22 protein-coding genes are annotated in these 25,509 nt (G+C 69.2%); 16 read left to right on the top strand and 6 right to left on the bottom strand.

Annotation, left to right across the window (positions count from 1 at the left end; all coding sequences use genetic code 11):
- The first annotated feature begins 13 nt into the window (after positions 1–13).
- The 4 genes from G7B67_RS01280 (at position 14) to hemE (ending at position 3,255) form a co-directional block, all read left to right on the top strand.
- Positions 14–556 carry a shikimate kinase gene (locus G7B67_RS01280; protein WP_166206567.1) on the top strand — a complete coding sequence of 181 codons (543 nt, stop codon included), beginning with the start codon at positions 14–16 and terminating at the stop codon, positions 554–556.
- Entirely contained in the window at positions 553–1,647 is a 1,095-nt protein-coding gene (gene aroB / locus G7B67_RS01285; protein WP_166206570.1) for a 3-dehydroquinate synthase, read from the top strand. Before G7B67_RS01280 ends, aroB begins: the two co-directional genes overlap by 4 nt.
- 95 nt (positions 1,648–1,742) lie before the next feature.
- Positions 1,743–1,997: a WGR domain-containing protein gene (locus G7B67_RS01290; protein ID WP_166206573.1), complete on the top strand. Its 255-nt coding sequence runs from the start codon at positions 1,743–1,745 to the stop codon at positions 1,995–1,997.
- 160 nt (positions 1,998–2,157) lie between these two features.
- Entirely contained in the window at positions 2,158–3,255 is a 1,098-nt protein-coding gene (hemE, locus tag G7B67_RS01295; RefSeq protein WP_166206576.1) for a uroporphyrinogen decarboxylase, read from the top strand.
- A gap of 33 nt (positions 3,256–3,288) precedes the next feature.
- Here hemE and G7B67_RS01300 read toward each other — a convergent pair whose 3' ends face one another.
- Entirely contained in the window at positions 3,289–4,086 is a 798-nt protein-coding gene (locus tag G7B67_RS01300) for a 7-cyano-7-deazaguanine synthase (RefSeq protein ID WP_166206579.1), read from the bottom strand.
- A gap of 96 nt (positions 4,087–4,182) precedes the next feature.
- Positions 4,183–7,770, bottom strand: coding sequence for an ATP-binding protein (locus G7B67_RS01305; RefSeq protein ID WP_243412193.1), 3,588 nt, complete (start codon positions 7,768–7,770; stop codon positions 4,183–4,185).
- A gap of 204 nt (positions 7,771–7,974) precedes the next feature.
- Between G7B67_RS01305 and G7B67_RS01310 the strand changes: the two genes are divergently transcribed.
- From G7B67_RS01310 to G7B67_RS01320, 3 genes are all read left to right on the top strand, one after another.
- On the top strand, positions 7,975–8,625 hold the full coding sequence (locus tag G7B67_RS01310) for a YceI family protein (RefSeq protein ID WP_243412194.1): 651 nt from the start codon (positions 7,975–7,977) through the stop codon (positions 8,623–8,625).
- Positions 8,622–9,212, top strand: a complete 591-nt coding sequence (locus G7B67_RS01315; protein ID WP_166206587.1) for a cytochrome b — start codon at positions 8,622–8,624, stop codon at positions 9,210–9,212. The genes G7B67_RS01310 and G7B67_RS01315 overlap by 4 nt, the downstream gene beginning before the upstream one ends.
- A 151-nt stretch (positions 9,213–9,363) precedes the next feature.
- Positions 9,364–9,900 (top strand): YceI family protein, encoded by a 537-nt coding sequence (locus tag G7B67_RS01320; protein WP_166206590.1) that lies wholly within the window; start codon positions 9,364–9,366, stop codon positions 9,898–9,900.
- A 64-nt stretch (positions 9,901–9,964) separates the two neighbouring features.
- Here G7B67_RS01320 and G7B67_RS01325 read toward each other — a convergent pair whose 3' ends face one another.
- Positions 9,965–10,195 carry a glutaredoxin family protein gene (locus tag G7B67_RS01325; RefSeq protein WP_166206593.1) on the bottom strand — a complete coding sequence of 77 codons (231 nt, stop codon included), beginning with the start codon at positions 10,193–10,195 and terminating at the stop codon, positions 9,965–9,967.
- An 87-nt stretch (positions 10,196–10,282) separates the two neighbouring features.
- Between G7B67_RS01325 and G7B67_RS01330 the strand changes: the two genes are divergently transcribed.
- The 6 genes from G7B67_RS01330 (at position 10,283) to G7B67_RS01355 (ending at position 22,155) form a co-directional block, all read left to right on the top strand.
- Positions 10,283–11,680, top strand: a complete 1,398-nt coding sequence (locus G7B67_RS01330) for an L-serine ammonia-lyase (RefSeq protein WP_166206596.1) — start codon at positions 10,283–10,285, stop codon at positions 11,678–11,680.
- 169 nt (positions 11,681–11,849) lie between these two features.
- Positions 11,850–14,954, top strand: a complete 3,105-nt coding sequence (locus G7B67_RS01335; protein WP_207780843.1) for a ligand-binding sensor domain-containing diguanylate cyclase — start codon at positions 11,850–11,852, stop codon at positions 14,952–14,954.
- A complete protein-coding gene (locus G7B67_RS01340) occupies positions 14,954–17,176 on the top strand; it encodes a putative bifunctional diguanylate cyclase/phosphodiesterase (protein ID WP_166206602.1) in 2,223 nt (740 codons plus the stop codon). Before G7B67_RS01335 ends, G7B67_RS01340 begins: the two co-directional genes overlap by 1 nt.
- Positions 17,177–17,312: 136 nt before the next feature.
- The gene (locus G7B67_RS01345; protein ID WP_166206605.1) at positions 17,313–18,272 is read left to right on the top strand and encodes a peptidoglycan DD-metalloendopeptidase family protein; all 960 of its coding nucleotides are present in this window, start codon (positions 17,313–17,315) and stop codon (positions 18,270–18,272) included.
- Positions 18,273–18,383: 111 nt separating this feature from the next.
- A complete protein-coding gene (locus G7B67_RS01350) occupies positions 18,384–20,000 on the top strand; it encodes a peptide chain release factor 3 (protein ID WP_166206608.1) in 1,617 nt (538 codons plus the stop codon).
- A 205-nt stretch (positions 20,001–20,205) separates the two neighbouring features.
- On the top strand, positions 20,206–22,155 hold the full coding sequence (locus G7B67_RS01355) for an AsmA family protein (RefSeq protein WP_166206611.1): 1,950 nt from the start codon (positions 20,206–20,208) through the stop codon (positions 22,153–22,155).
- A gap of 87 nt (positions 22,156–22,242) precedes the next feature.
- On the opposite strand, the gene G7B67_RS01360 is transcribed toward G7B67_RS01355, so the two are convergent.
- Genes G7B67_RS01360 through G7B67_RS01370 form a run of 3 tightly spaced genes read right to left on the bottom strand, consistent with a single transcriptional unit; the run spans position 22,243 to position 24,090 of the window.
- Positions 22,243–22,674, bottom strand: coding sequence for a VOC family protein (locus G7B67_RS01360; RefSeq protein ID WP_166206614.1), 432 nt, complete (start codon positions 22,672–22,674; stop codon positions 22,243–22,245).
- Between the two features lie 8 nt (positions 22,675–22,682).
- The gene (locus G7B67_RS01365) at positions 22,683–23,111 is read right to left on the bottom strand and encodes a CBS domain-containing protein (protein WP_166206617.1); all 429 of its coding nucleotides are present in this window, start codon (positions 23,109–23,111) and stop codon (positions 22,683–22,685) included.
- The gene (locus tag G7B67_RS01370; protein WP_166206620.1) at positions 23,071–24,090 is read right to left on the bottom strand and encodes a glycosyltransferase family 2 protein; all 1,020 of its coding nucleotides are present in this window, start codon (positions 24,088–24,090) and stop codon (positions 23,071–23,073) included. The genes G7B67_RS01365 and G7B67_RS01370 overlap by 41 nt, the downstream gene beginning before the upstream one ends.
- Before the next feature lie 63 nt (positions 24,091–24,153).
- On the opposite strand from G7B67_RS01370, the gene G7B67_RS01375 reads away from it, so the two are divergent.
- Genes G7B67_RS01375 through G7B67_RS01385 form a run of 3 tightly spaced genes read left to right on the top strand, consistent with a single transcriptional unit; the run spans position 24,154 to position 25,428 of the window.
- Positions 24,154–24,471, top strand: a complete 318-nt coding sequence (locus tag G7B67_RS01375; protein ID WP_166206623.1) for an ArsR/SmtB family transcription factor — start codon at positions 24,154–24,156, stop codon at positions 24,469–24,471.
- 4 nt (positions 24,472–24,475) lie between these two features.
- Positions 24,476–25,027 (top strand): ArsI/CadI family heavy metal resistance metalloenzyme, encoded by a 552-nt coding sequence (locus G7B67_RS01380; protein ID WP_166206626.1) that lies wholly within the window; start codon positions 24,476–24,478, stop codon positions 25,025–25,027.
- Positions 25,024–25,428: an arsenate reductase ArsC gene (locus G7B67_RS01385; RefSeq protein ID WP_166206629.1), complete on the top strand. Its 405-nt coding sequence runs from the start codon at positions 25,024–25,026 to the stop codon at positions 25,426–25,428. The genes G7B67_RS01380 and G7B67_RS01385 overlap by 4 nt, the downstream gene beginning before the upstream one ends.
- Positions 25,429–25,509: the final 81 nt, after the last annotated feature.

Genomic DNA, 25,509 nt, shown 5'->3' on the forward strand with positions numbered 1-25,509 from the left:
TGGCCGCATTGACATGAACCCGGCACCCAACCTCGTGCTGGTCGGCCCGATGGGCGCGGGCAAGACGTCGATCGGGCGGCGGCTTGCCGACGCGCTCGGGCTGGCCTTCGTCGATGCCGACCGCGACGTCGAACTGCGCACCGGCGCCGCCGTCGGCACGATCTTCGAATGCGAAGGCGAAGCCGGTTTCCGCGCCCGCGAGCGACTGGCGCTGGCCGAACTGCTCGCCGGCGACGGCCGCGTGATTTCCACCGGTGGCGGTGCGATCCTGGATGCCGGCAATCGCGAAGCGATGCAGGCACGCGGCTTCGTGGTCCACCTGCAGGTCAGCGTCGACGGCCAGCTGCAACGCCTGGCGCGCGATCGCAGCCGGCCGCTGCTGCAGCGCGACGACCGCGCCGAGGTCCTGCAGGCGATGTCCGCCTTCCGCACCCCGTTGTACCTGCAGGTCGCCGACCTGTGCTTCGACACCGAGGGCCTGTCGTCGGCCGATGCCGCCAGCGCGCTGGCGCGACTGCTCGAAGGCCGCTGGCAGCGCGGCGCGGTCGCGGCATGACGTCCGGGATCCGACGCGTCGATGTCGGCGGCGCGGCGCCGTACGCGATCGACATCGGCCCGGGCCTGCTCGACGATGGCGCGCGGCTGGCCGCGCAGGTGCGCGGTCGCCATGTGCTGGTCGTGAGCGACACCCACGTCGCGCCCTTGTACGCCGCGCGCGTGGCGTCGGCGTTGCAGGCAAAGCGCGCGGATGCGCAGGTCATCGTCAGCTGCATCGCCTCGGGCGAAGCGTCCAAGACCCTTGCCAGCTTCGCCGAGCTCAGCCGCGAGCTGGCCGAACTCGGCGCCACCCGCGATGCCTGCGTGTTCGCACTCGGCGGCGGCGTCGTCGGCGACCTGGCCGGTTTCGCGGCGGCGTGCTGGATGCGCGGCATCGATGTTGTGCAGCTGCCCACGACGCTGCTGGCGATGGTCGATTCCTCGGTCGGCGGCAAGACCGCGGTCGACCTGCCGCAGGGCAAGAACCTCATCGGCGCCTTCCACCCGCCGCGCGCGGTGCTCGCCGACACCGATACCCTGCGCACGTTGCCTGCGCGTGAACTGCGCGCCGGTTTTGCCGAGGTGATCAAGTACGGCGCGATCGTCGATGCTGCGTTCCTCGACTGGCTCCAGGCCCATGCCGAGGCCCTGCTGGCGTCGGACCCGACCGCGCTGGCGCAGGCCATCGCACGCAGCTGCGAACACAAGGCCGCGATCGTCACGCGCGACCCGCGCGAGCACGGCGAACGCGCGCTGCTCAACTTCGGCCATACCTTCGCCCACGCGATCGAGAGCGAACAGGGTTACGGCGGCTGCAACCACGGCGAGGCCGTCGCCATCGGCATGGTCCTGGCGGCGAGGCTGTCGACGGCGCTCGGCCTGGCGCCCGCGGCCGACGCCGACCGGTTGCGGATGCTGCTGCAGCAGTTCGGCTTGCCGGTAGCGCTGCCGCCCGGCCTGGATCCGGAGGCCCTGCTGGCACGCATGCGCCTGGACAAGAAGGCGCAGGCCGGCGGGCTGCGCTTCGTGCTGTGGGAACGCGCGGGCGCGGCGCGGGTGCAGCCTGCGGTGCCGGACGACGCGGTGCGGCAGGTGCTGCACTCCACCTGACTCCCGGCGCACGCAGCCGCCGCACCGGCCGCGGCCGCCCAGCGCGGGTCGCGTTGCAGCGGGAAGACCGGGGCGTCCGGCTACAATGCGCGGCCATGCGCCTGCTGCTGCAACAACATCCCGACGGCCGCGAAGCCCCCCGCTTCGTGCAACTGATGCTGGAACCGGACCTGCTTGGCGGCTGGGCGCTGGTGCGCGAAAGCGGGCAGATCGGCGGCCGCAGCCAGCTCAAGCGCGAACAGTACCTGGACCAGGCGAGCGCGCAGGCGGCCTTCGAGCGCGCCCGCGATGCGCAGTTGAAGAAGGGCTTCCAGCTGATGTTCGCGCAGGGGGCGGAGGCACCGCGTTGACGGCGGGCGGCGTCGTCAATGCGACCGCTTCCTTTGTTTCCCGCAAGCGGCGTTCCAAACCGGCATCACCTCGGCTGCGACTGCGCGCCGGACCAACCGCAACATCCATGGATTTCCGCCGTCGCGGGAATGACGACATAGAAGAGTGAGTTTCCCGCCGATGCCCCTGCACAACGATCGCCTGCTGCGCGCGCTGCGCCGCGAACCCGTCGACCGCACCCCCGTCTGGCTGATGCGCCAGGCCGGACGCTACCTGCCCGAATACCGCGCCACCCGCGCGCGCGCCGGCAGCTTCCTGGCGATGGCCAAGACGCCGGAACTCGCCTGCGAAGTCACGCTGCAGCCGTTGGCGCGGTTCCCGCTGGACGCCGCGATCCTGTTTTCCGACATCCTCACCATCCCCGATGCGATGGGATTGGGCCTGTATTTCGTCGAAGGCGAAGGTCCGAAGTTCGAGCACCCGCTGCGCACGGCAGACGATATCGCGCGCCTGGGCGTGCCGGACATGGAGTCCGAACTGCGCTACGTCATGGATGCGGTGCGCCTGATCCGGCGCGAGCTGCGGGATGCCGACGGCATCGGCCGCGTGCCGCTGATCGGATTTTCCGGCAGCCCGTGGACGCTGGCCTGCTATATGGTCGAAGGCGGCGGCAGCGACAACTTCCCGACCATCAAGGCGATGGCGCTCAACGATCCGGCCGCGCTGCACCGGCTGCTGTCGGTCAACACCGATGCGGTGATCGCCTACCTCGCCGCGCAGCGCGCCGCCGGTGCGCAGGTGCTGCAGGTCTTCGATACCTGGGGTGGCGCACTGTCGCCGGCGATGTATCGCGAATTCTCGCTGCCCTACCTGCAGCGGATCGCGCGCGAGCTCCCGCGCGGCGAAGGCGACGCCCACGCCCCGCTGATCCTGTTCGGCAAGGGCAATGCACCCTACCTGGAAGACCTCGCCGCCAGCGGCTGCGAAGGTCTCGGCGTCGACTGGACGGTAACGCTCGAAGAGGCCGCCCGCCGTACCGGGGGCCAGGTGGCGCTGCAGGGCAACCTCGATCCGGCGATGCTCTACGGCGCGCCGGAAGCGATCGCCACACAGGTGCGGCTTACCCTCGACAGCTACGCGGCCGGCAACGGCGGCTCACGTGCGGGACACGTCTTCAACCTTGGCCACGGCCTGTCGCCGGACATGGATCCGCAGCACGTCGCCGCGCTGGTCGCGGCCGTCCACGAGCACAGCGCACGGCCGTACCGCCCAGCCTGAGTCGACCGGGCGCGAACCGTAAGCGCCTGTCGATCAGCCCGCGCGCGGTTGCAGTTTCTGCAGCAGCGCCTTCGCCGGCGCCTTGAACGGCCGCACGAAGGTGCGGTAGACGGCCGAGGTCGCGCGCCGTCCTGCAGGGATGCGCCAGCCCAGGCCTTCCTCGATCGTGTACAGGCACGGGTTGCAGCGGCCGCAAGGCTGCTGGTCGCGGCCGGGACGATGGCAGAACCAGGTCATGTGCATGAGCGCGGTCCAGCCCTGCTCCTCGGCCGCGCGCGACATGTCGAGCTTGCTGGTCTCGAACAAGGGGAGCGAGAACCGATCGAACAGCAGGCAGGGATCAGGGTCGGTGGCGCGGAAGTTCGGATCCATGCGCCAGGTGCAGGTGCCGTCGACTCCGGCGACGCGGATCACTAAAGGCTCGATCACCGCGTGCGCCTGGTCGTCGCGATGGATGCACAGCTGCAGGTCGTCGATCGAATGCTGGCGGCAGAAGCGCGCCAGCCAGGCGTACTGGCTGCCGATGAATGCGCCCTGCAATTCCCGCCGGAAAGCCGCATCCACTTCGGCATCCGGCGCCAGGTCGGCGACCTGGCAGATGCGCGTCCCAGCCAGCAGCGCACGCGTGCCGGGATGCAGCAGGGCCAGGCGCGCGCGGATGCGCTCCATGGTGGCCAGTTCGACCTGCGTCGAAGGCCGCCCGGAGTCGACCAGGTAATAGGGGACCACGGGCCGGCGCTGCTGCAACAGCACCCGCAACAACTGGAACGTCGAGGCCCAGCCGCCGGTCCATAGCAGCCGCGTGGCCGCGGATTCGTCGTTGATGCTCATGCGTGCCCGCGCTTCGCGGATGGTGCGAAGGTGCGCGCACGCTATCACCGCATTCCTAAACGCAAATTCATCCGCCCGAATGCGGACGGCGTTCGCCTACGTCGCCTCGGTCTCCGGCAGCAGCGACTCGATCGCCGCCAGCAGGAGCCCGCCGGTCAGCGGCTTGCGCAGGAAGCCGTCGAAGCCGGCGGCGCGGGCCAGGGGTTCGGCGTCGGCATCGGCACGCGCGGTCACTGCCAGCAGTGGCGCGCTGAATCCCTGCGCCCGCAGCTGCCGCGCCAGCGCCAGGCCATCGAGTCCCGGCAGGTCGAGATCAAGCAGTGCCAGGTCGAAGCGTCCACCCGCGACGCGCGCCAGCGCCGCCAGCCCGTGCGCGACGTGGACGACATGGTGGCCCTGCGCGCCCAGCAGGCCGACCATGACTTCGGCCACGGTGGGATCGTCTTCGACCAGCAGGACCTCGAGTCCCCGGGAGGCCCCCGGCGTTGGCGTAACTGCGCTCCCGGCAGTTCCCGGTAGCGGATCGGCGCGCGGCAACGGCAGGGTGACGATGAAGCGCGTGCCGCGGCCGGGCGTGCTCTCCACCTCGATGTGCCCTTCCATCGCCGCGGCCAGTTCCTGGCTGATCGCCAGCCCCAGGCCGCTGCCGCCGTAGCGCGCCGACGTGCGCGCATCGGCCTGCTCGAAACGGCGGAACAGGCGCGATGCCTGTTCGGCATTGAGCCCCGGGCCGGTGTCGCTGACCTCGAAGCGCACGTCCTGCGCACCGAGCGCGGCGATGTGCAGTCCGACGCTGCCGTGCTCGGTGAACTTGATTGCGTTGCCGAGCAGGTTCAGCAGGATCTGCCGGATCCGGACCGCGTCTCCGCGCACGACCGACGGGACGTCGGCATCGATGCGCTCGTTGAACGCCAGCCCCCGCTGCTGTGCCAGAGGCTTCATCAGCTCGACCACTTCCTCCAGCATGCCGCGCAGCGAGAACACCTGGTCGTCGAGCTCGAGCTTGCCCGCCTCGATCCGCGCCAGGTCCAGCGCGTCATTGACCAGCCGCAACAGGTGGTTGCCCGCACGCCGGATCGACTCGGTGTAACTGCGCTGGCGGGGATCCAGGTCGGTGCCGAGCAACAGCTCGCTCATGCCGAGCACGCCGGTCATCGGCGTGCGAACTTCATGGCCCAGGGTCGCCAGGAAGCGGGTCTTCGCCAGCGAGGCCTGCTCGGCGACGTCGCGCTTGTGCTCGGCCAGCTGCCACTCGTGCTTCTGCCGCAGGCGCGCGCGATAGGTCGCCGCCACCCGCCAGGCCGCCAGCACCGCCAGCAGCACCAGCGCCGCGATCGCCCACGGCGTGCGCCACCACGGCGGCGCGATCCGGAAGCCCAGCGTGCGCACGGGCGACCACACGTTGTCGGCGGTCTTGGCGCGGATGCGCAGGCGGTAGTCGCCGGGCGGCAGTTGCGAGAACGTGCGCTCGCCGGTGGCGCCGACTTCGACCCAGTCGGTGTCGTAATGCTTCAGGTCGAAGCCGTAGCGATGCGAGCGCGCGTTGTCGAAGGACAGCAGGCGCGCGGTGATGCGCAGGTCGCGATCGCCGTACGCGAGCTCGAAGCCGTCCGTCGCCGGCAGTTCGATCGTCGCATCGCCGCGGCGCACGCTGGCCGACTCGATCACCAGCCGTGGCGCGGTGGCCGCCGGATGCACCACCGCCGGGTCGAACAGCACCAGCCCGTCCGGCGTTGCGGCGGCAATGCGGCCGTCCTGCGGCCGCGGGATCGGCCGCTCGCCGAACTCCTGGCTCGGCAGGCCGTCCAGCACGCCGTAGACGCGCGACGAGCGCGTGGCCGGATCGAAGCGGATCAGGCCGCGCACGCTGGTCAGCCAGACCACGCCGTTGCTGTCGATGGTCAGGCCGTTGGGCGCCACCGCCGGCAGGCCCTGGCGTGCATCGAAGCGGCGTTGCAGCCGCAATCCGTCGCCCTGCCAGCGGTAGGCCTCCAGCGCGCCGAAACGCGCGATCCAGACCGTATGCGCGTCCGCATCCAGCGCGAAGCCGTAGACGGTCGCATCGAGCACGCCGGGCACCGGCTGGAACCGATGGTCGCCCGCATTCCACGCCAGCAGGCCGTTGGACCCGGCGATCCAGATGCCGCCATCGGCGCCAGCGTCGATCTGGTGCAGGCTGCTGCCCGCGGCCAGGCCGGAATGTCCGGGCAGTATGGTTTCCAGCACGTGTCCGTCGCCGTCGCGGCGTTGCACGCCATCGAGTTCGGAGGCCGTCCACAACACGCCGTCGGAGGTCTCGGCGAACCACGCGCGCTCGCTCGGCAGCGCAGCGTCGACCCGATCGTCGGCGCTCCAGCGGCGCACGCGGCCGTCGTCGGGATCCAGCCGCGCCAGCCCGCGGTAGTAGCTGATCCAGACCTTGCCGGCGCGATCCTCGTGCACCGCCATCGGCATGTAGCCCAGGCCCGCGTCGGCGAGCACGTGCTGGATGTTGCCGGTTTCCGGATCCAGCCGGTCGAGCATGCCGCCGCTGCCGACCAGCCACATGTCGCCCGACCGGGAGGCGGAGATGCCGTGCACGTAGGCGTTGGCCGACGACGCCGGATCGTCGAGCTGGCGCGACAGCACCGAGAATCGATGCCAGTAGGTGCGCAGGTACCACAGGCCACTGTCGGTGCTGCCGAACCACAGGCCGCCTTCGCGATCTTCATAGCCGCGCGACCACGACGGCTTGACCGCGCCGTGGGCGGAGTTGCTGTACAGCGGCACGTTGCGGACGACGCCGGCTTCGGTCGCGCCGGAGGCATCCAGCGCGGATTCGCTGTCGCGTCCCAAGCCGTCGACGGTGTCCAGCCAGTAGATCCCCCCGCCATCGCGCAGCAGCATGTGGAACAAGGGTTTGTCGTAACCGGGCCAAGGCCGCAGCGACGTGCTGCCGTCGGGCCGGCGCACGCTGACGCCGCGCGGGGTGCCGATCCACAGCGCGCCGTCGGTGTCGACGGACAGGCCGTTGACGGCGGGCGCGTTCAAGGCCGATGCCGGAAGGCGGTCGAAGTCGCGGCCGTTCCAGCGCGCGACGCCATTCTTGGTGCCGACCCAGAGCGTGCCGTCCGGCGCCACCACCAGTTGCACGATCCCCGCATCCGGAACGCTGTGCGGATCGCCGGCGCGCGGGAGGAAGCGGGTGATGCGGCCGTCGGGATCCAGCCGGTGCAGCCCTGCGTCGGCGGTTCCGAACCACAGCGCGCCATCGCGGGTGGAGGTGATCGTCCAGATGTCGTCGCCGCCGATGCGCGGATCCGAGGCATGGTCGTAGTAGCGGAACACGCGCCGGTCGACGTCCAGCACCGCCAGTCCCGCCGTGCTGGTACCGACCCAGACCCGGTTGCGTGCATCGACATGCACGGCCCAGACGTTGTTGTCGCGCAGGCCCTGCCCGACGCGCCAGACCTGGAAGCCGATGCCGTCGTAACGGGCGAGGCCGTCGCTGGTGGCGATCCACAGGTAGCCGAAGGCGTCTTCGGCAATGTCGTTGATGCGGTTGGACGGCAAGCCGTCGGCGACCGTGATCTGCTGCGGCTGCGGGGTTTCCGGCAGCCCGGCACGGGCAACAGGCGCCGCGGCGATCCAGGCGCACAACAACAACGGCAGCCCCCGCCACCAGGCCTTGGATCGTGCGTTCACGTCGTTCCCCAGCCGCAAGGTGCGGGGCCCGATGGTCGCAACGCGAGCTGGCCCGTGCAAGGCATTCATCGGCTCGGGCCTAGAATCCGCCATCGCGCCGGGATTGCCGGTGACCGGGAGAGACCGATGCGGGTGCTGGTGTCGCGACCGTACGATGCATGCAGGCGCGACACGCCGCGGCGCGGCAGGCGCGTTTCGCGTGCCGTGGCCTGCGTCCTGCTCGCGCTGCCACTGGCGGCGCAGTCGCAGGGCGGCACCTATCGACTGGATCCGGTGCACACGCGGGTAGTGTTCGCGATCAGCCACGCCGGGTTCTCGCATGCGCTGGGCACGGTGTCGGGCAGCACGGGCACGCTGGTGTTCGATCCCGATGACTGGTCGTCGGCCAGCATTTCCGTCAGCGTGCCGCTTGGCCGGCTTGACCTGGGCGATGCGGAATGGAACCGCGCCGCCTCCGCGCGCAACCTGCTCGATGTCCAGGCGTGGCCGGTGGCGACGTTCGTTTCGCACCGGGTTGAGGCGAGGGATCCGACCCATGCGTCGGTGTGCGGGACACTGACCTTGCATGGGGTCGGCCGCGACACCTGCCTGGCCGTGACCTTCAACCAGCTGCAGCGCCTGTCGCTGCCGCCATTCCATCGCGTGGCCGGTTTTTCGGCCACTGCCACGCTGCACCGCAGTGATTTCGGCATCCGCGCCTGGCCGACCGTGATCGGCGACGAGGTGCGGTTGCGGATCGAGGCCGAAGCCATCCTGGACCGTTCCGCGGGCGCTCCTTCGCCAGAACCGGCCGTGCCTGCAGCCGTGCCGCCCGCGCCCACCGGTGCCGCGCCCGCGATGGGCAACCCGGCATGACCGCGCCTGACCGCCAACGCTGGAGTGCGATCAGCCAGGCGTTCCACTGGCTGATCGTCGCCTTGATCCTGGTGATGGCCTACCTGGGGCTGACCATGGTCGACCTGCCGGATACGCCGCACAAGATCTTCTTCTACATGCTGCACAAGTCGACCGGAATGACGATCCTGGTGCTGGGGGTATTGCGCCTGGCATGGCGGCTGTACGCGGGCAGGCCTGCCGTGCTCAGCGGGATTCCACGCTGGCAGGCGCACCTGGCCACGCTCACCCATGGCGCGCTGTACGTGCTGTTGTTCGCACTGCCGCTCAGCGGCTGGCTGCTCAATTCATCGACCGGCTTCCCGCTGCGCTGGTTCAACCTGGTCAACCTGCCGCCACTGGCCAGTCGCAGCGACGCGCTGCATGAAGTCGTGCGGCCACTGCATGAAGCGTTGTTCTGGGCGCTGGTGGTGCTGGCGCTGGCGCACGCGGCGGCGGCGATCTACCACCACCTTTTTCAGCGCGACGACACCCTGGTGCGCATGCTGCCGCGTGGCTGGCTGCGCGCACCATCGGCCCAGGCGCAAACGGAGCACCCCCATGCGTGAAGACGCCGTCCGATTCCCGCACAAACCGGTGACGTTCCGGGGCTCGCCTCGCACCGGCGCCGCGGCAAAACGCGCAGTTCGCCGGCCGCTGGCGGCAGCAGCCACGGGCGCCGCGACGACTGCCCCGCGGCGTAGGCTGACGACGGCCACCATGGTCCTGCTTGCGGTCCTCTGCGCACCGGCCATGGCCCGGGCCGCCGACTACGTGCAGGCCCCGGGCTCGACGCTCGCCTTCGCCGGCCGCTACCAGGACCAGGTGTTCACCGGGCGCTTCCCGGGATTCAGCACGCGCGTCTCGTTCGACCCGGCCGATCCGGGCAGCGCCACGCTCGACGTCGACATCCCGCTGGCCTCGGCGACCACCGGCAATCCCGACTACGACGCCCAGATGCTTGGCGACGCTTTCCTCGACGCGGCCACCTTCGCGCAGGCGCGCTACCACGCCGAGGGTTTCCGCCCGCTCGGTGGCAACCGCTACGCTGCCGACGGCACGCTGACGCTGCACGCGGTGAGCAGGCCGGTCACGCTCGAGTTCACCTGGACCGGTGGTGCGCAACCGGTCCTGGCGGGCAAGGCGACCGTGCAACGGCTCGCATTCGGAATCGGCGTTGGCGACTGGTCCGATACCGACCTGATCCAGGATGCGATCGCGGTCAGCACCAAAGTCCGCCTGCAACCCGCGAAATGACCGCTCCGCCGGGATCGGCGGTCGCGATCCCGTACGCGCCGCACGAGCCTTGCGATGCCGGCGCCTACGCCCCGCCGAGCCAGGCGCGCAACAGCGGCGGATCGAAGGGCCATCCGAGCTCGCGCCCGTCGCCTTCGTCACGCAGCACGGGCACGCGCACGCCATAGCGCGCCTCCAGCGCGGCGTCGCCGTCGATGAACACGCTCTCGAACGCCGGTGCGCGCACCTGGGCCAGCAGCGACAGCGCCTGGTCGCACAGCTGGCAATCGTCTCGCTGGAACAGGACCAGGCGCATCGCAGTCCAAGATGGCAAGCCGGCGTTCGTCGGCGGGCGCATAGAATAGCCAGACATGCCTCCGGGCCCTTCCCGACCACGCGCGCCATGGCCGTCAGCACCTTCGACCTGTACAAGATCGGCATCGGGCCCAGTTCCTCGCACACCGTCGGGCCGATGCGCGCGGCGGCGCGTTTCGCCAGCCACTGGCTTGCCGACAACGGCAACCTCGAGCGCACCGCGCGGGTCCGCGCCGAAGTGTTCGGCTCGCTCGCGCTCACCGGTCGCGGCCACGGCACCGACAAGGCCGTGCTGATGGGGCTGGAAGGCCACTGGCCCAACGAAATCGATCCCGACATCATCCCCGCCGCGCTGGAGCGCATCCGCGCGACGAAAACCATCCAGCTGCTCGGCCGCCATCCGATCGCCTTCGACGAGAAGCGCGACCTGGTGATGAACAAGCGCCAGAAGCTGCCCTTCCATACCAACGGCATGCGCTTCAGCGCGTACGACGCGGACGGCAACGAGATCGCCACCCGCGACTACTACTCGGTTGGCGGCGGCTTCGTCGTCAACCAGGACGATGCCGCGCAGGACCGCATCGTCGCCGACACCACGCCGCTGCCCTACCCCTTCCACAGCGGCGCCGAACTGCTGGCGCACGCGCAGCGCACGGGGCTGTCGATCGCGCAGTTGATGTTCGAGAACGAGCAGGCCTGGCGCAGTCCCGAACAGATCGCCGCCGGACTGCGCGAACTGTGGGCGGCGATGCAGTCGTGCGTGGCGCGCGGGATCCGCCAGGAAGGCACCCTGCCCGGCGGCCTGCATGTCGTGCGACGGGCGCCGCTGCTGTTCGCGGAGCTGTCGGCCCAGCCCGAAGCCGCGATGCGCGACCCGCTGACGGTGCTCGACTGGGTCAACCTGTATGCGCTGGCGGTCAACGAGGAAAACGCCGCCGGCGGCCGCGTCGTCACCGCGCCCACCAACGGCGCCGCCGGCATCCTGCCCGCGGTGCTGCATTACTACGAGCGCTTCTGCGCCGATGCCAAGGACCCGGCCGCGCGCGAGAAAGGCATCTTCGACTTCCTGCTGACCGCGTCGGCGATCGGCATCCTCTACAAGGAAAACGCTTCGATCAGCGGCGCCGAAGTCGGCTGCCAGGGCGAAGTCGGCGTCGCCTGCTCGATGGCGGCCGCGGGGCTGACGGCGGCGCTCGGCGGCACGCCCGGACAGATCGAGAACGCCGCCGAGATCGGCATGGAGCACAACCTCGGCCTGACCTGCGATCCGATCGGCGGGCTGGTGCAGATCCCCTGCATCGAGCGCAACGCGATGGGTTCGGTGAAGGCGATCAATGCCTCGCGCATGGCCCTGCGCGGCGACGGCAAGCACAAGGTGTCGCTGGACAAGGTCATCAAGACCATGCGCGACACCGGCCGCGACATGCAGGACAAGTACAAGGAAACCAGCCGCGGCGGCCTGGCGGTCAACGTCATCGAGTGTTGAGGGCCTCGTGGCGGACCGTCCGGCACCCTTGCAAAGCCCTTCGCTCAAATGCGCGCGGCTGGCGTAGGATCGCCGCAAGGGGGCCTCGACCGTGGTGAAGCCGCTGCGTCAACCAATGCGCTGGCTGCCGCTCCTGCGTGGGCGTCGCAGGCGCGCGCGCGCGCGCGATGTGGCCCGGCGACCTGACGGCGTCGGTCGCGACTGGCTGGCCGGCCTGTTCGTGCTGGCACTGCTGCTGTCCGGTCCCGCGCAGGCGCTCAAGCCCGACAAGGCCTTCGCCAATTTCGTGCTCAACACCTGGTCGATCCAGGACGGCCTGCCGCAGATCAGCGCGTTGAGCCTGGCCCAGGACCACACCGGCTATATCTGGGTCGGGACCCAGAGCGGGCTGGCCCGCTTCGACGGCGTGCGCTTCGTCAGCTATACGCCGGAGGACACCCCCGAACTGGCCGGCATCTGGATCCGGTCGTTGCTGGCAGACCGCGCGGGGCGGCTCTGGATCGGCACCTACAAGGGCATGGCGGTCTACGAGAACGGCAGGTTCAGGTCGATCCGTGCCGCCGATCCCAGGCGCTATCCCTCGCTGGACATCTATGCGCTGGCCGAACTGGGCGACGGCAGCGTGCTGGCCGCCACCACCGATGGCGTCTTCCGGGTGGTGGGCGACCAGCTGGTGCGCCAGCCTGGGCCGGTGCCGGCGCTGGACCTGCTGCCGCGCCACGATGGCCTTTGGGTCGCGACCACCGGCGCAGTCGAGCGGATCGGCCCCGATGGCCGTGTGGCACGCCTGCCGCTGCCGGCCGATGCCGCCAGCGCCGCGGTCTCGCACCTGCGCGATGCACAGGGGCAACTATGGGCCGGCACGTCGCAGGGGTTGTACCGGCTCGGCGCCGCGGGCTGGCAGGCGGTCGTCACGGCCACGCCGCTGGACCGTTCGCCGGTCACGATGTTGCTGGGCGACCGGGACGGCAACCTGTGGGTCGGCAGCAACGCCGGCCTGGGGCGCTTCCGCAACGGCGCACTGTGGGAGTTCGTGCCCGATACCCACCCGCGGGCATTCCCGCAGGTCACCGCTGGCATGGAAGACCGCGAAGGCAGTTTGTGGCTGGGCAGCCAGCTCAACGGCCTGGCGCGGGTCTGGAATGGCTGGACGCGTCGCTACAGCACCGGCGAAGGCCTGCATGATCCGATCATCTGGTCGCTGTCGCCGGCCGTGGACGGCAACGGCACCGACGAGCGAATCTGGGTCGGCAGCAACGACGGCCTGAGCCTGTTCGACCACGGCCGCTTCCAGCTGATCGTGCCCGGCAGCGCGCTCCCGCATCCGCATGCCTACAACATCCTCGCCGAACCCGGCGTGGTCTGGATCGGCACCCGCCACGGCCTGGTCACGCTGCGCGACGGCAAGGTCGTCTCCAGTCCGGAGTTCGCGCCGATGGCGAGCGCGCAGATCAACGGCATCGTGCGCGATCGCGATGGCAGTCTCTGGTTCCCGACCACCGACGGCCTGTTCCATGACGTCGGCGGCAAGCTCACCCGGATCGGACAGGCACAGGGCCTGCTCGATCCGCGGGTGCGGGTGATCGCCTTCGATCGTGACCACCGCATGTTGCTGGGCACGCAGTCCGGCGTCTGGCAACTGCGTAACGGGCGCGTGCTCCCTCTGGAAGTCCGCGATGGCCTACCCTCCACGCTGGACGTCTCGGCCCTGCTGCCGCTGGACGACGGCCGCCTGTTGCTGGGCTCGCTGGCCGGCCAGCTGCTGGTCCTTGCCGGTGGTCGCTGGCACACACTGGGGCCCGAGCAGGGCATGCCGGCCAACGCGCCGTTCTTCCTGACCCAGGATCCGCATGGCTGGTTGTGGATCGCCGGCATCCGCGGCATCAGCCGGGTGCCGATGTCCGAGCTGCCGACCAGCGGCGAATCCGGAAGCCGCCCGGTCCATGGCGAAATGGTGCTCAACGAGCGTGGCGACCCCAACGCCGGCCAGCAGGGGTTCTGCTGCAACGGCGCCGGGATGTCGAAGGGCTTCCGCGCCGGAAACGTGCTCTGGCTGCCATCGCGCGACGGCGTGGTGGCACTGGACATGGACGACATCAAGCGCAACCCGCAGCCGCCGTCACTGGTGGTCGAACGCCTGCGCACGCCGAATGGCTGGCAGTCGGTACCAGCGGACGGTTCCAAGCAGGTGCTTCCGGCCTCGGCGCGCGACCTCGGGTTCGAATTCACCGCGCTGAGCTTCCAGGATCCCGGCAGCGTGCAACTGCGCTACCGGCTGCGTGGATACGACCGCAACTGGCATCGCCTGGAGGATGCGCGCCGGCGCAGCGCCAACTACACCAACCTGCCGCCGGGGGACTACACCTTCGAGGTCATCGGCGCCAACAACGCCGGCGTCTGGAATCCGCGCCCGGCGACATTGCGTTTCCGCATCCAGCCGCTGTTCCATGAGACCTGGCTGTTCCGCGCGCTGCTCGCCGCCCTGGGCCTGGTGCTGCTCTACGCCGGCTACCGCTACCAGTTGCAGCGGCACGCCCAGCAACGCGTCGCGCTCGAAGGCCAGGTGCAGGCGCGCACGCGCGAGCTGCATGCCGCCAATGCGCGGCTTGAAAAGGCCAGCCAGACCGATCCGCTGACCGGCCTGCGCAACCGTCGTTACCTCGCCAACCAGATCCCGGCGGACCTGGCCTACTACGACCGCGAGCGCAAGCGCAGCGGCGATTACGACCAGGTGCTGGTGTTCGCCCTGGTCGACCTGGACTTCTTCAAGCGCATCAACGACCAGCACGGCCATCGTGCCGGCGACCAGGTACTGCTGCAGGTGGCGCAGGTGCTGGGTTCCCTGGCGCGCAGCAGCGATTACCTCGCCCGCTGGGGCGGGGAGGAATTCCTGCTGGTGTTCCGTCCCATGGGCGGCCGTTACCTGGAAACGATCGGCCATCGCATCCGCAATGCCATTGCCACCGCGGACTTCGACGTTGGCTTGGCCGAACCGTTGCACCTGACCTGCTCGGTGGGGTTGTCGGAGTACCCGCTGTTCCGCGATGCGCAACAGGGGCTGGGCTGGGAACAGATGGTGGAAATGGCCGATGCGGCGCTGTACTGGGTCAAGGAGCACGGGCGCGATGGCTGGGCGGCGTTCCGCCCGACCAGGCAGACCGAACTGCCGGCATTGATGCGGGACCTGCAGCAGGGCAGCGCCGACCTGCTGAGCGCCAACCGCTTGCAGCTGCTCAGCTCCAAATCCGCGCCCGACGCGCTGGGTGCCGAATGATGGGCACCCGCCTTCGCCTCGGCGTCCGCAATGCCGCCCGCATCGCCGGCTTCCTCGCGGTCTACGGGGCCGGGGTGGTGTATTCGCTGCAGTTCATCGCCGCCCCCGGGGACGTGCCGCTTTACTGGCCCGCGGCCGGTCTGGCCCTCGCGCTTGCGGTGCTCTGGGGATGGCGCTGGGCACCGCTGGTGCCCATCGCCATGTGGTTGTCGCACTGGTGGATCGCAACCGGGCCCGATACGTTCCTGCCGTGGTCGATGCTCGGTGCGTTCCTGGGAGTGCTTGCCGCCAGCTGGGTGGTGCACCGGGATCCTGCGTTGCGGCCGGGCACCGTCCGCTACGGCTTCCAGGTGTTGATGGGCGGGGCGCTGATGGTGCTGCTCAGCGTGGGCATCGGCAGCATCGCGATCTGGCAGGGCGACCGGGCCAGCTGGGCGGAACTGCTGTCGATGCAGTTGCGCTGGTCGCTGGCCGAGGTGCTGGGCGTGGCCAGCGTGACGCCGGCCCTGCTGCTGGCGGCCGACTGGTTCGTCCGCCGCCGGATGGGCAAGCGGCAGTGGCGCGCGGCGGGGGTCGGCGAAGGCCTGCTGTGGAACATCGCGCTCGTGACCAGCTTCCTGCTGATGGCCTGGGGCATGAGCCTGAGCCGGGACTTCGCGCTTGGCCTGACCAGCCTGCCGCTGACGGTGATGCTCTGGAGCGCGCTGCGCTTCACCCCGTTGCGCACGGCGGTCTCGGTGTTGCTGACGGTGGCATTGATCACCGGCTTCGCGGGCCTTGGGCTGGCCGGGTTCCATGCCGCGCAGGGCACGCTCGAGGTCGCCATCCTGCTGCTGTACCTGTGCCTGATCGCGATCCTGCCGATCGTGCTGTCGATGACGGTCGACGAGCATCGCGCCGGGGCGCGACGGTTGCTGCGGCGCGCGAGCACCGATCCATTGAGCGGTTTGCCCAACCGCGGCGAATTCGAGGCGCAGGTCCGACGCGCGCTGCGCGACCCGACCAACGTGCCGCTCGCGCTGGCCTACCTGGACCTGGACAACCTCAAGCTGGTCAACGACACCGCCAGCCATGAGGTCGGCGATGCATTGATCCGCGAAGTCGCCGTTTCGCTCAACGCGCAGATGCGCCCGGGCGACCTGCTCGGCCACCTGGGCGGGGACGAGTTCGTGGTGCTGCTGCACAACGCCACTCCCACCATCGCGCGCGAGCGCGCGCAGGCGCTGCTGCATGCGGTGGAGAACAGCCACCAGGCGGTCGGCGGCGAGCAGTTCGGCACCACCGCCAGCATCGGGCTGGTGCCGTTCCAGCCCGAGCAGGTGGAGTTCGCGGAAGTCCTGTCGCAGGCCGACGCCGCCTGCTTCAACGCCAAGGAACTGGGCGGCGACCGGATCTCGATGGCGGGGGTGGGCGGCAACGCCTCCGACCCCGCGTCGGGCATGCGCTGGACCGTGCGCATCCGCGAGGCCCTGCAGCAACACAGCTTCCTGCTGTATGCGCAATCGATCGCGCCACTGCACCCGGCGATGGAAACCGGTGCGCATTTCGAACTGCTGCTGCGCATGCGCGACAACCGGGGCGGCACTCCGCACCTGCCCGACCGCTTCATCCCCGCCGCCGAACGCTTCCAGTTGTCGGTGCGGATCGATCGCGAAGTCGTGCGCCTGGCGCTGGAACGCCTGGAAAGCCAGCCCATCGCGGCTGGCGGCGTGGCGATGTGCGCGATCAACCTGTCGGCAGCCACGCTGATGGACGAAGGTTTCGTCGGCTTCGTGTCCGAGCGACTGCACCGCAGCGACTTCCCTGCCGAACGCCTGTGCTTCGAGATCACCGAAACCAGCGCGATGCGCGACCCGGCGCGTGCGCAAAGGGTGATCAACGAACTGCGCAGCCTGGGCTGCCGCTTCGCGCTGGACGACTTCGGCACCGGCTTCTGTTCGTTCGGGCACCTGCGCGCGCTGGACGTGGACTTCATCAAGATCGATGGCAGCTTCGTGCGCGACATGCAGGTCTCGCCGCTGGCGGCCGAAGTGGTCAGTTCGATCACCCGCATCGCGCACCTGTTGCACAAGCGCACGATCGCCGAACACACGGAAACCAAGTCGGTGTGCGCGGCCCTGACTGCCATGGGCGTTGACTACGCGCAGGGCTTCGCGATCGACCGTCCGCAGCCGTTCGAGAGCTATCTTGCCGGACTGGGGTTGCCACCAACGGGGTCTTAGGCTTCGTCGCCGGGCGGCGCAACGGGCCCGAAGCCCGCGCCCCGGCCCGCGCCGGCTTGCAATCGCTTTATCCTGATGTAGCGATATGTTGACGCAACCACCCGCGGTTGCACCCGCCTTGCGCATACTCCGCGGCATGTCGAAACCACTCTTCCACCTTCGGCGTGCCGGCTCCCCGCGTTCCCTCCCGATCGCGTGGATCGCCTGCGTCCTGGCGCTGTGCTGGGCACCGGCCGCGATGCCGGCCAAGATCTATCGCTGGACCGATGCCAGCGGCATCGCCCACTACGGCGATCGCCCGCCGGACAAGCGCCAGCAGGTGCGCGATGTCCGCACGATCCCGGTGCGGGCCGAACCCGCGGCCGTCGCGCGACTGCGCATCGAGACCAGCAACGGGCGCACCCTGGCCTGGGCCGACAACCTGATCGACGGCCCGATCGAAGTCATGCTCGATGCCGACGGCGACACCAGCATCACCGGTGCGCCCGCACTGCCGGCGCGCGCCACGGTCGCCGCCAACGCCAGCGCGGTGGTGTCGGTGCTGTCGGCGGTGGGTACCGGCAGCAACCATTCGGTGGCATTGCGGCTGCAGACGGTCCCCGGCGATCCCAACGCACGACCGCGCGATGTCCTGTACCAGTTGCCGTTGCGGCAGTCGGAACAGCGCATCGACCAGGGCTATGGCGGCAGCTTCAGCCACAACGACGAGCAGAACTATTACGCGGTCGACTTCGTCGCGCCGATCGGTACCCCGGTCCTGGCCGCGCGCGACGGCATCGTGATGGAAATCGAAAGCGACTTCGACAAGGCCGGGTTGAACCTGGAGAAATTCGGCGGCCGCGCGAACTTCGTGCGCATCCTGCACGACGACGGGACGATGGCGCTGTACGCCCACCTGCAGGAAAACGGCGTCGTGGTCCGCGTCGGCCAGCATGTCCGGGCCGGACAGCAGATCGGGTCGTCGGGCAATACCGGCTTCACCACCGGCCCCCACCTGCACTTCGTCGTGCAGGTCAACCGGGGCATGCGGCTGGAATCGATCCCGTTCCGCATGAGCGGCCCGCAGGGCAAGCTGGCATTCGGCAGCAGCCGCTGACCGCCGGCGTCCGGCTTCCGGCGGTTCCCGTGCCAGGACAGGGAAAGGAGGCGGCAGCCGCTATAATCGCGGCCTTCCCCGCTTCCTGACGCGCCTTTGCGCGCCGTTCCCATGTCCGAACAGAAAAGCGAAGTGGCCAGAGAAGCCGCGCGGCGGCGCACGTTCGCGATCATCTCGCACCCCGATGCGGGCAAGACCACGCTGACCGAAAAGCTGCTGCTGTTCGGCGGCGCGATCCAGATGGCGGGCAGCGTGAAGGGGCGCAAGGCGGCCCGCCACGCGACCTCTGACTGGATGGCGCTGGAAAAGGAACGCGGCATCTCGGTGACGTCGTCGGTGATGCAGTTCCCTTACGAAGGCCGCATTGTCAACCTGCTCGACACGCCCGGCCACGCCGACTTCGGCGAGGACACGTATCGCGTGCTCACCGCGGTGGATTCGGCGTTGATGGTGATCGACGTCGCCAAGGGCGTGGAGGAACGCACGATCAAGCTGATGGAAGTTTGCCGGCTGCGCGACACGCCGATCATGACCTTCATCAACAAGCTCGACCGCGAGGGCCGAAGCCCGATCGACCTGCTGGACGAAGTCGAATCCGTGCTCGGCATCCAGTGCGCCCCTGTGACCTGGCCGATCGGCATGGGCCAGCGGCTCAAGGGCGTCGTGCACCTGGTTTCGGGCGAAGTCCATTTGTACGAGCAGGGGCGAAACTTCACCCGCCAGGACTCGACGATCTTCGCGTCGGTGGACGATCCGCGGCTGGAAGCGCGCATCGGCGCGGACATGCTGCGCGAACTGCGCGATGAACTGGAACTGGTGCAGGGCGCGTCGCATCCCTTCGACGCCAGCGCCTACCTCGCCGGCAGGCAGACACCCGTGTTCTTCGGCTCGGCAGTGAACAACTTCGGCGTGCAGCCGCTGCTGGATTTCTTCGTGGAGCACGCGCCGTCGCCGCGCCCGCGTGCGACCACCTCGCGCGAGGTCGCGCCCGACGAACCGCAGCTGTCGGGCTTCGTCTTCAAGATCCAGGCCAACATGGATCCGCAGCACCGCGACCGGGTCGCCTTCATGCGCATCTGTTCGGGCACGTTCAGCGCCGGCATGAAGGCGCTGCAGGCGCGCACCGGCAAGGAGGTCAAGCTTGCCAATGCGTTGACGTTCATGGCGTCTGATCGTGAGATCGTTGAAACCGCCTACCCGGGCGACGTGATCGGCATCCACAACCACGGCACGATCTCGATCGGCGACAGCTTCAGCGAAGGCGAGTCGCTGTCGTTCACCGGCATTCCCAACTTCGCGCCGGAATTGTTCCGTCGCGCGCGCCTGCGCGATCCCCTGAAGCTCAAGCAGCTGCAAAAGGGCCTGGCGCAGCTGAGCGAGGAAGGCGCGACGCAGTTCTTCCGGCCGCTGATGTCCAACGACCTGATCCTCGGCGCGGTGGGCACGCTGCAGTTCGACGTGGTCGCCTATCGGCTGAAGGACGAATATGGGGTGGATGCGTCGTTCGAACCGGTGCAGGTCACCACCGCGCGCTGGGTCCATTGTGATGACGCCAGGAAGCTCGAGGAATTCCGCGACAAGAACGCGATGAACCTCGCGGTCGATGCCGCCGGCGAGCTGGTCTACCTCGCCCCGACCCGGGTCAACCTGCAGCTGGCGCAGGAGCGCGCGCCCGCGGTGCGGTTCGCCGCCACCCGCGAGCACGCGCAGGCGGCCCGGCAGGACTGACCCACCTAAGCATCGGTGGCGTGCGGTGGATGCGCCGTGTCGGCCCGCCCGGGAGGTATCTCGCGAACACGGCGGGCATAGCCGATCCGACGCGCAGTGGGAGGCTTTCACCGCCGGTTGACCTGCCGGCAGTGAAGGTGGCGATCGCATTCATCGCATCGCGTCGCCATTCGGACTGTCCTGTCGCGGCGATGCGGGAGTCCCGATGCCCAGCACCACCGTCCCGCCCGTCGCAGCATTGCGCCGCCACCCCCGGCTAACCGGCCTGGCGGTGCTGGCGATCACCATCGTGGTCCTCGTCGCCATGTGGGACTGGAACTGGTTCAAGGGCCCGGTGGAGCGCCAGGTGCAATCGCGCACCGGCCGCAGTTTCGACATCGGCGGCCAGCTGGATGTCGACTTGGGCCGCGTCACCACCATCCGCGCCGACAAGCTGCGCTTCGGCAACGCCGATTGGTCGAAGCAGGACACGATGGCGAGCGTCGACCGGCTCGACTTCGGCATCGAAGTCTGGCCACTGCTGTTCCACCGCCAGGTGCGCATCCCGACGATCCACCTGGCGCATCCGGAACTGTTGCTCGAGAAAGGTCCCAAGGGCGTCGGCAACTGGGTGTTCGGCGAACAGGGCAATACCCGGGCGCGATTCGGGCGCCTTTGGATCGACGACGGCCACCTGCACTACCGCGACGCCGCGGCCAGGACCGACATCGAGGTCCAGGTCGACAGCACCGCGCCCGGCAAGGGCGATGTTGCCCCGCCGATCGACGTCAAGGGCAGCGGTCGCTGGCAGGGCAATCCCTTCAGCGTGCAGGGCCACGCGCAGTCGCCGCTGGCGTTGCGCGACAAGCAGCAGCCGTATCGGATCGATGCCAACGCGAGGGCGGGCGCGACCCGCGCGCATGCGCGCGGCACCCTGGTCGATCCGCTGCAACTGCGCGACTTCGACCTCATGCTTGCACTCAGCGGCCAGGATCTTGAAGCGCTCTACCCGATGCTCGGCATCGCGTTGCCGCCATCGCCGCCATATGCGTTCGACGGCCGGCTGACACGCGACCTGGATGGCAAGCGGTCGACGTGGCACTACCACGACTTCCACGGCAAGGTCGGTGACAGCGACCTTGCAGGGGATGCCGACATCACGGTCGGCGGCAAGCGACCGTTCCTGAAGGCGGACCTGGTTTCGCAACGGCTGGACTTCGACGACCTGGCGGTCTTCATCGGCAAGGCGCCGCAGTCCGGAGGCGGCGAATCCACCAACGCCAGCCTCAGCGCCCTGTCGGCGCGCGAGGCCGCGAGCACGCGCGTGATCCCCGACACGCCCTACAACCTGGCCAAGCTGCGCGCGATGGATGCCGACGTGCGCTGGAAGGCGCGCCGGATCAACGCGCCCAGGTTGCCGCTGGACGACATGGATGCGCACCTGAAACTCGATGCCGGCGTGCTGCAGCTGGTTCCGCTGGATTTCGGCGTGGCCGACGGCCATATCCGATCGACCATCCGCATGGATGCCAGCCGGACGCCGATCCAGACCCACGCCGAGATCGCGATGCGCGGGCTGGACCTGGGCAAGCTGATGCCCGAGCCCAAGCTGGTGAAGGAGGCGATCGGCAAGGTCGGCGGGCGGGCGGCGCTGACGGGTAGCGGCAATTCGATCGCGAAAATGCTGGGCAGCTCCGATGGCGATGTTGCCGTCGGCATGGGGCGCGGACGCATCAGCAACCTGGTGATGGAACTGGCCGGGATCGATATCGAGGAGTCGTTGAAATACTTGATCGAAGGCGACCACACGATCCCGATCCGCTGCGCGTTCGGCGACTTCTCCGTCGCCAACGGCGTGATGACGTCGCGCGCGCTGGCGTTCGACACCACCGACACGATCATTGTCGGCGACGGCAGCATCAACCTGCGCGAGGAGACGCTGGATCTCCGGTTGCGCCCGCGCCCGAAGGACCGCAGCCTGCTGGTGCTGCGTTCGCCGCTGGTCGTGGGCGGGACGTTCAAGGACCCCAGCTTCCGGCCCGACCTCAAGCGCCTGGGGCTGCGGGGGGCGATCGCGCTGGCGCTGGGCAGCATCGCCCCCCCGGCGGCGCTATTGGCGACGCTCGAACTCGGACCCGGGAAGAATGCCGACTGCGGCGGGCATTACGCCAAATGACGGTCGCCTGGCCTGGAGTGGCTGGGGAACCGGGACCAGGCAACCGCATCGGCACCCAGCCGAAGCCAAGGCAGCGTTGCCGGGTGGTCAACCGGTGGGCATCGGAGATGGCCGCCCGCCCGCGCGGCCGTCTTCCATCGACAGCGCGCTGGCCATGACGTAGTGCCCATCCAGATCGCGCAGCGCGAATTCCATCGTGCCGGTATGCGGGCTCAGGTGCGGCTCGTGCTCGAGGCGTTCGACCAGCCTGCGCGCCCGCTGCAGCGTCGCATCGAAATCGGCGACGCGGAAAAACAGCAGCAGGCCTTTGCCCGGAGCCCCTGGACCTGGATCCTTCAATGGCGGGTGTTCGTGCGCGCCCCAGGCATGCAGGCACAGCAGCACGGTGCCGTCGGTATCGAGCACCTGGCCGAAGTCCCCGTGCGCCGCTGGCGTCATCGCAAGTCCCAGCAGCGACTGGTACCAGCGCAGGGCGACGGCCACGTCCGCCACGCCGATGATCGTCCACAGGCGCCGCACGGCAGGCCCTAGCTGGCGATGTAGCGCTGCAACTGTTCCAGTTCGACCTGCTGGTCCTCGATCACCGCCTTGACCAGGTCGCCGATCGAAACCACGCCAAGCACGGCATTGCCTTCCACTACCGGCAGGTGGCGGATGCGGCGCTCGGTGACGATCTGCATGCACTGGTCGCTGTTGTGGTCGAGCCCGACGCTGACCACCTGGGGGGTCATGATGTCGCGCACCGGCGTGTCTTTCGACGAGCGCCCCTGCAATACGATCTTGCGCGCATAGTCGCGCTCGGAAACGATCCCGACGAGCTTGCCGGCCTCCATCACCAGCAGCGCGCCGATGCGCTTGTCGGCCATCAGGCCGATCGCTTCGTATACGGGCGCGTTGGGCCCGATCGCGAATACCTCAGGCGTTTTCGCCTCGAGCAACTGGCGTACGGTGCGCATCGCTGTCTCCTGCGGGAGCCTGGGCCGAGGATACTCCCGACGCCGGGCGCCACGTGTCGACGAGGTAGAGCGGCCGCTGCTTGGATTCGGTGTACAGGCGGCCGAGGTATTCGCCGATCAGGCCCAGGGCGACCAGCTGCACCCCGCCCAGGAACAGGATCACCGACATCATCGTCGGCCAGCCGGCGACCGGGTCGCCCCACAGCAGCGCCTTGGCCACGATCCACAGCGCGTAGGCGAAGGCGAGCAACGCCGTGACGACGCCGAGATAGGTCGCCAGCCGCAATGGCGCGGTGGTGAAACTGGTGATGCCCTCGAGCGCGAAATTCCACAGCCTCCAGAAGTTGAACTTGCTGTCGCCGGCCACGCGCGCTTCGCGCTGGTAGGGAATCGAGACCTGGCGGAAGCCGATCCAGCCGAACAGGCCCTTCATGAAGCGATGGCGCTCGCGCAACTGCCGCAACGCGGCCAGCGCGCGCGGCGACAGCAGCCGGAAGTCGCCGGTGTCGGCGGGAATCGGCGTCTTCGACAGGCGTCCGATCAGCCGGTAGAAGCCGTGCGCGGTGGATTTCTTCAGCCAGCCCTCGCCCTCGCGCAAGGTGCGGGTGCCATGGACGTCGTCGAAGCCTTCGCGCCATTTGGCGACGAACTGCGGGATCAGCTCCGGCGGATCCTGGCCGTCGGCATCGAGCAGCAGCGCGGCGCCTTCGTCGATGAGGTCCAGCCCGGCGGTCAACGCGGCCTCCTTGCCGAAATTGCGCGACAGCCGCAGCAGCGCCACCCGCGGATCGGCCGCGGCGATCTGCTGCAGGACGCGCCAGCTTCCATCGCGGCTGCCGTCGTCGACGTACAGCACGCGCGACTCCACGCCGCCGGCGCGCAAGCCGTCCAGCACCGTGGCCAGGCGCGGATGCAGCAGCGGCAAGGCGGCTTCCTCATTGAAGGCGGCCACGACGACGGTCAACAGGGTTCGATCCATGGCGCGATGGTGCCAGCGCCGCGGGGGGTTGACACTGTTCTATATTTCCGGAATTATGGAATTATGAATCACGCAGACGCCGTCGACGCCCTCTCCGCCCTGGCCAACTCCACCCGCCTGGCGGCCTTCCGCGCACTGGTGGAGGCCGGGGCCGGCGGCCTGCCGGTCGGCGGCCTGCGCGAGTTGCTCGACATCCCGCCAGCCACCCTCAGCGCGCATCTCAACGTGCTGCGCGCGGCCGGGCTGGTCGACGACACCCGCGAAGGCCGCGTCATCCGCGTGCGCGCGAGCTACCCGCGCATGGACGCCCTGCTTGCCTACCTGACCGACAACTGCTGCGCCAGCGGCGATTGCGATCCCACCTGCCCACCCCGGAGTTGATGCCATGACCAGCCACCGTTTCCACGTCCACCTCCACGTTTCCGACCTGGAGGCCAACCTCGCCTTCTATTCGCGCCTGTTCGGCGCCGCCCCGAGCGTGCGCAAGGACGATTACGCCAAATGGATGCTCGAGGATCCGCGCTTGAACTTCGCGATTTCCACCGGCAAGTCCGGCGCATCCGGAATCGCCCACCTCGGGCTGCAGGCGGAAACCGCCGACGCGCTCGCCGCGGTCGGCGAGCGGCTGCGGTCGGCCGATGCCATCGGGCTGGCGGAGGCGGGCACCACCTGCTGCTACGCGCGGTCGGACAAGTTCTGGGCGCAGGATCCACAGGGCGTGCTCTGGGAAACCTTCCACACCCATGGCGATGCGACCACGTACTACGCCGACCCCGCCAGCGATCCGGTGGCGCGTGACCGCTGCTGCGGGCCGTCGCTGGCTGGCATTGAAAGTCCGGACGCGAAGGCTGGCGCGGCGGCAGGCAGCTGCAAGTCCTCCTGCAGCGTGCCGGCCACCGAGCAGGTCGCCGGCGAGACGGCCGCGTGCTGCGCATGACCCCGGCCACGCCGCGACGCGTGCTGTTCGTCTGCGTCGAGAACTCCAATCGCAGCCAGATGGCGGAAGCCTTCGCGCGCGTGCACGGCGGCGACGCGGTCGAAGCCTACAGCGCAGGCTCCAGTCCCTCGGGGCACGTCAATCCCAAGGCCATCCGCTTCATGGACGAGCTGGGCCATGACCTGCGCGCGCACGCATCGAAATCGCTCGACGCGGTCGTGGGCCTGGAATTCGACGCGGTGGTGACGATGGGTTGCGGCGACCGGTGTCCGTCGGTTCCGGCCAGGCGACGCGAGGAGTGGGCGCTGCCCGATCCCCGCGACATGGACGACGCCGGCTATCGACGCGTGCGCGATGAAATCGGCGCGCGCGTTTTGGCGCTGCTGCGGGAGATTGCATGAGCGGTTACGCGCGCCACGCGGCGCTCGCATGCGCGCTGGACGGTTTCGATGCACATGCCGATAACGACACCGGCAGGGCTG

It is taken from the genome of Cognatiluteimonas telluris, from assembly GCF_011320095.1.
Lineage (GTDB): Bacteria > Pseudomonadota > Gammaproteobacteria > Xanthomonadales > Xanthomonadaceae > Cognatiluteimonas > Cognatiluteimonas telluris.

Bases quoted from the DNA above. Each gene is read 5' to 3' on its own strand.
- G7B67_RS01280 (WP_166206567.1), top strand. From the start codon at position 14: ATGAACCCGGCACCCAACCTCGTGCTGGTCGGCCCGATGGGCGCGGGC.
- aroB (WP_166206570.1), top strand. From the start codon at position 553: ATGACGTCCGGGATCCGACGCGTCGATGTCGGCGGCGCGGCGCCGTAC.
- G7B67_RS01290 (WP_166206573.1), top strand. From the start codon at position 1,743: ATGCGCCTGCTGCTGCAACAACATCCCGACGGCCGCGAAGCCCCCCGC.
- hemE (WP_166206576.1), top strand. From the start codon at position 2,158: ATGCCCCTGCACAACGATCGCCTGCTGCGCGCGCTGCGCCGCGAACCC.
- G7B67_RS01300 (WP_166206579.1), bottom strand. From the start codon at position 4,086: ATGAGCATCAACGACGAATCCGCGGCCACGCGGCTGCTATGGACCGGC.
- G7B67_RS01315 (WP_166206587.1), top strand. From the start codon at position 8,622: ATGACCGCGCCTGACCGCCAACGCTGGAGTGCGATCAGCCAGGCGTTC.
- G7B67_RS01320 (WP_166206590.1), top strand. From the start codon at position 9,364: ATGGTCCTGCTTGCGGTCCTCTGCGCACCGGCCATGGCCCGGGCCGCC.
- G7B67_RS01325 (WP_166206593.1), bottom strand. From the start codon at position 10,195: ATGCGCCTGGTCCTGTTCCAGCGAGACGATTGCCAGCTGTGCGACCAG.
- G7B67_RS01330 (WP_166206596.1), top strand. From the start codon at position 10,283: ATGGCCGTCAGCACCTTCGACCTGTACAAGATCGGCATCGGGCCCAGT.
- G7B67_RS01340 (WP_166206602.1), top strand. From the start codon at position 14,954: ATGGGCACCCGCCTTCGCCTCGGCGTCCGCAATGCCGCCCGCATCGCC.
- G7B67_RS01345 (WP_166206605.1), top strand. From the start codon at position 17,313: ATGTCGAAACCACTCTTCCACCTTCGGCGTGCCGGCTCCCCGCGTTCC.
- G7B67_RS01350 (WP_166206608.1), top strand. From the start codon at position 18,384: ATGTCCGAACAGAAAAGCGAAGTGGCCAGAGAAGCCGCGCGGCGGCGC.
- G7B67_RS01355 (WP_166206611.1), top strand. From the start codon at position 20,206: ATGCCCAGCACCACCGTCCCGCCCGTCGCAGCATTGCGCCGCCACCCC.
- G7B67_RS01365 (WP_166206617.1), bottom strand. From the start codon at position 23,111: ATGCGCACCGTACGCCAGTTGCTCGAGGCGAAAACGCCTGAGGTATTC.
- G7B67_RS01370 (WP_166206620.1), bottom strand. From the start codon at position 24,090: ATGGATCGAACCCTGTTGACCGTCGTCGTGGCCGCCTTCAATGAGGAA.
- G7B67_RS01375 (WP_166206623.1), top strand. From the start codon at position 24,154: ATGAATCACGCAGACGCCGTCGACGCCCTCTCCGCCCTGGCCAACTCC.
- G7B67_RS01380 (WP_166206626.1), top strand. From the start codon at position 24,476: ATGACCAGCCACCGTTTCCACGTCCACCTCCACGTTTCCGACCTGGAG.
- G7B67_RS01385 (WP_166206629.1), top strand. From the start codon at position 25,024: ATGACCCCGGCCACGCCGCGACGCGTGCTGTTCGTCTGCGTCGAGAAC.